Raw genomic sequence first — 4576 nt, 5'->3', positions numbered from 1 at the left:
AGAACTTCGCAAAACAGAATTGTTTGATGAATTTGTAAAAAACGGGTACAAACAAAGTCAGTAATTGGTATAACAACCGCATTAACGGCGGACGCAGACGTAGCTTTGATTAAATTTCTTGCCAATGATTGTTCAAATGAGTAGCCTTTTAAAAAATCATAATCCCTGCGCCGGTTATGCGGTAGGCCGTTAGCTACATTTTTTTACTTGTAATTATTTGATATGATTATATTTTGAGCTTGTTACGATTTTGTAACACAATTATAAAACAGGAGCATTTATGAATTTAATTCGAAAATTTACAAAAGGTATGTTTGGGTTGTTTACCCTTATTCTTTGCATCAGTTTTGGAACTTTTATTTTTCAATCTTGTAGTTCAAGTGTTACAGGTACTGAAGATAAACAGAAAATTGCAGTAGAGAATTATTGACGTCATATGGGTTTACAGATGAAGATTTCGCTGAATCCTCTTTCAGCATGGATGATCCACGTACAATTTATATGGCTATGGCGATAGTGAAGATTGAAAGAAGTAGTTCTCAAAATGAATCCTTTTCCAGTATTTTATCTAATATGTGTGCTCAAAATGCTTATGCCTCTGATTTCTGGGGATGTGCAAAAAGAGCAATTGGACTAGATGTCGCCATTGAAGTATTCAGAAATCATAGTTTATCTTCATTTGCAGGTAGAAGAATGCTTATTAAAATGTTTACAAAAGTGGGTGCTCGATACTTAGGCTGGATTGGTGTAGGAATTGCAACCTATGATTTTATTGATTGTATGTATGTTCAATAAAAAAATGGAGTTAATATGTTAGGTAATATATTTTTAGTTTATATAGGTTCTATTTCATTATATCTATTCTTGAAATTAGATAAAGATGCTGTAAAAAAGAACAACCAAAGAAAAATGTCTTTTGCTGTTCTGGTTACAATATTAACAATATTATTGTGGCGAGTATTTTAGTCTTTTAAACACGACAAAAGTCTTCGATAGTAATATTGAAGACTTTTTTTAAGTTTACGCCTATCATATTTGGTGTAGCTAACAATGCGTTTCAAACGGACTCGGTTAGGGTACGGAAATCAATAATTTTAACTCGGCTCGCCGTTTAAACCCTGGGTCGTTAGAAGTAGCAGTGATAGCGTGAAAAGTTTCTGCGATTAGACGCGTGAATAGAAAAATGGAAAAAGCATATAGGTAAGCACCTATAAACCCTAAAGTAGAGTTTTACAAACTTTGGTTTTCCCTAATAATGAAAAACCAGTATTGCTAAACCCAGTTACATCAGCTTTCCTCATATTGCAATGGGCTACTTTGTTCTCTAGCTATTTTTGAAACTAATAACATAATGTTCTACCTGTACTGTATTTTCTTCAGAGGTTATCCCGTAAACTTCTTGTAATTGTTTAAGAATACTACTAAACCCTCTGTTTGTGGACAATGTGAAGTTGTAGATAGTGTTACTAGTATCCTCTTGTATAACTATTTCCTGGTCTGAAAAATCACCTAACTCATTTGCAAATTCTTCTAAAGTAGCTTGGATTTTCCATACTCCATCTTCTAATGAACTTTTATATAGAGCATCTGAATTAGTGGAATGTTTTGCTTTCTGTAATCTTGCATTATCATCTTTATAAAGTATAATGGTTTGTTGCTCGAACATGCCTTTCTCTACTGAATATTCAAATTCTTCTTGCATTTTTTTAAGTACTTTTTTTCGTACTATATCAAACGATATTTCATCACTCCATTTTATATCAAGTTCATAGTGAGTTCGAGAATAAGGACTCTTTAATACTTTAGTGGGTTTTTGATACAGTTCAGATATGATGTAAGAGAAACTTCCAATTCGTTGAAAAATGGTATTACCATCGGCTTTGGCTCTTCGATTTTGACTATCGGTACTCAATTTCGCCTCATAGCCATCCTCTTTTAAAGTAAATAGTGTGGAATCGGCAGTTAAATTAGCTTTAATAATATTCTTTTCTTTTGCCTTCTTTTCAGCACTATTACAATTAGAAAGCAATATAAATGCAAAAAATAAGATTGGTAATTTTTTCATATGATTACTGTACATTTAATTGATATGAAACTAAAACGGGGTTTTGGTTTTCTTTCCCTTCAAGAATAGCATTGTAGATATCACTTCCTTGTTTTAAATTTTCAATCGTTATTTTTTCTCTTAGCATTTCCGCGGTATAGATAGAAACAAACGTCGAATCAATATATTCTACCGGGGGTGGAAAAAATGCTTCATTACTACCAAACTTAATTTCATCAATTATATAAGCCTCGTCTTGATCTTTTTCGTAGAAATAATAATATAAATCATCTTTATAAAGAAATATAAAACTAAAATTATTTTTGGAATCTACTAACCGTTTCGCTCCTGCTATCTTTTCTTTGTTTTTAGTATAATAATTCAGGTATTCTTGAGAAGATGAAAAATCTATATCTTTCGGTTCCGTTACAGTATATTTACCAAAATCTAAAGTATGTAGAGGGCGGATCGTTTTGGAGTTAACTAAATAAACAGTGTCAGCATTAAAATTATTGAAAATAACACCCGCTTCGGTTTTAAAAAGTCCTCTCGGATTAGAAATGGAAATATTAATTCCTTTTTCCAAATTAAGCGGCAAAGCTTTCAGGCTAACATTCATTGTTGAGTCTATGACTAATAATGTATTATGATACTTTTCATCTTCAAAATTTTTGGCTTGGGCATTTTTATAAAAGACATAACTTCCGTCATCTAGGTAGGAATATTTATATGCATGAAAATGAAGTTTTTTTTCTAAAAGAAGTGTATCCATTTTTAAATCATATCTAATTAAACGGTGTGTTTTTCCATCTAATATTTCAATCCATTTTCCGTCTGATAGATAAAAATCACTTATACTAGTGTATTCTCCAGGGCCATTGCCACGATGCTCAATATCATCAACAAAATCACCATCCTTATCAAAAATAAACATTTTGTTAGGATTATTAGATTCAAGTATATACCAATAACCTGTAGTTGAATCTTTTTCCAATTTATTAATATTCCCAACTAAGGAAGACTCTGTTGCTTCAAGTGGAACAAATTTAAGATTTTCCAACTCTTCGGAAGTAATATCTATACTTAGAGTTGGATCAATGTAATGAGCATAAATTCCATCTGAATATTTAACTTCTAATAAATTTTGATTTGAATTACTTGTACTATCACAACCTGCTATTAATACAAGAACTGGCAAAAAATAGAATTCTAATTTATTCATCATAAATGACTATAAAATTTAGGAGAAAATGATAGATGTTTTGATACAATACTAAAAATTTTACATCCCCTCTTTTTTATTAATTACATACATTTATTAGGTAGGGATGTTTTTAAAAGTATCACACCACTCAAAGGAGAACTGTATCATTACTTACTATTTAACACATAAACGCAATAATTATATTAATAGAGTTATTTATTGGAGGACTCTTTCTCTATCAGGTTCAGTTGTTCCATTTTCTAAACATTCTGCACCCGTATGGTCACAACAAGCATAATACCCATCACCACAGCTTACGCTATGTATAGTTTCACTAAAAACAATTCCCCAATGAGATTCAGTTACTGTCGTTGAGCAAGATGATGATCCACTACCACCACTTGTACATGGATATAGAGGCGACACTAATCCAGCTATTAAAATAATAGATATTGTATATGTAAGTTTTTTAAAATTCCTCATAGTTTTGTCATTTAATTGTTGATAGTTAGGTAATCCATTTTAATTTAAAAAAAGAGTGTTATTAATAGTTTAAGAGACTAATACAATTCAATATAAATACTGTTAAATTAATCTCTTAAGGTAAGGAAAATTTTTTTATTCCTATCCTTGAATTATTGTAGGTCTTTCATATACACATCCTGCACCATCCTCAGTGCAACAAGCATATTGACCATCTCCACATGATACACTATGGGTAGTAGTTGACAAAGGTATACCCATAAAATAAGTGGTCGAATCATATGAACAACTTTCTGCCCCTTCACCACCAGTTATACATGAAATTAAAGGATTCATATAACCAACAGTTGCAATAATAGTTAACGTGCAAATTAATTTTTTCATTTTGTACCTCATTTTCGTTAAAGTAGTAAATGTTGTCAATCAATAAATAAAAAATTGAATTTTTCAATGTCAAATTATATTTGCACGGTGCTTTTCATGGTACGAGAAGTTCGTCTGGATTGACTCTTCTCAGGGTTTCCCAAGCATCTGTTGTTAGATCATACTTTTTGGGCTTTTAGGTCAGGGGTGGTTTTTCTGTTTTTGTGATTGGTCTAGCTGTCTCATTCTAACAAAGCGTTTTAAATCGGACGCGGACGGGGTGCGATGGAAACTTGATTGCCAGGAATTAATTTCGCTACTTCAAAGAAATCATAATCCCCGCGCCGTTTAAACGCTGGGTCGTTATACCCCCTCTTCCACTCAATAAATAATTGTCAGAATTGTTCGTTTTTCAATAGATTGGAGAAAGAAATAAACCCCAAGACTATGATTACAGATTATAAAGAAATTCAGCATTCGGC

At 31.8% G+C, this 4576-nt stretch carries 4 protein-coding genes; 1 reads left to right on the top strand and 3 read right to left on the bottom strand.

What is annotated here, in order from left to right:
- The first annotated feature begins 477 nt into the window (after positions 1-477).
- Positions 478-795 carry a hypothetical protein gene (locus tag ACFSVN_RS04930; protein WP_390299484.1) on the top strand — a complete coding sequence of 106 codons (318 nt, stop codon included), beginning with the start codon at positions 478-480 and terminating at the stop codon, positions 793-795.
- Between the two features lie 529 nt (positions 796-1324).
- Here ACFSVN_RS04930 and ACFSVN_RS04925 read toward each other — a convergent pair.
- From ACFSVN_RS04925 to ACFSVN_RS04915, 3 genes are all read right to left on the bottom strand, one after another.
- Positions 1325-2065 (bottom strand): hypothetical protein, encoded by a 741-nt coding sequence (locus ACFSVN_RS04925; protein WP_390299481.1) that lies wholly within the window; start codon positions 2063-2065, stop codon positions 1325-1327.
- 4 nt (positions 2066-2069) lie between these two features.
- Entirely contained in the window at positions 2070-3269 is a 1200-nt protein-coding gene (locus ACFSVN_RS04920; RefSeq protein WP_390299479.1) for a 6-bladed beta-propeller, read from the bottom strand.
- Positions 3270-3872: 603 nt separating this feature from the next.
- Positions 3873-4115 (bottom strand): hypothetical protein, encoded by a 243-nt coding sequence (locus tag ACFSVN_RS04915; RefSeq protein ID WP_390299476.1) that lies wholly within the window; start codon positions 4113-4115, stop codon positions 3873-3875.
- Between the last annotated feature and the right edge of the window lie 461 nt (positions 4116-4576).

The sequence above is a fragment of the Gracilimonas halophila genome, from assembly GCF_042684365.1.
GTDB lineage: Bacteria > Bacteroidota > Rhodothermia > Balneolales > Balneolaceae > Gracilimonas > Gracilimonas halophila.
The sequence above is the reverse complement of the archived record's forward strand: the minus strand, read 5'-3'. Positions and strand labels throughout refer to the sequence as shown.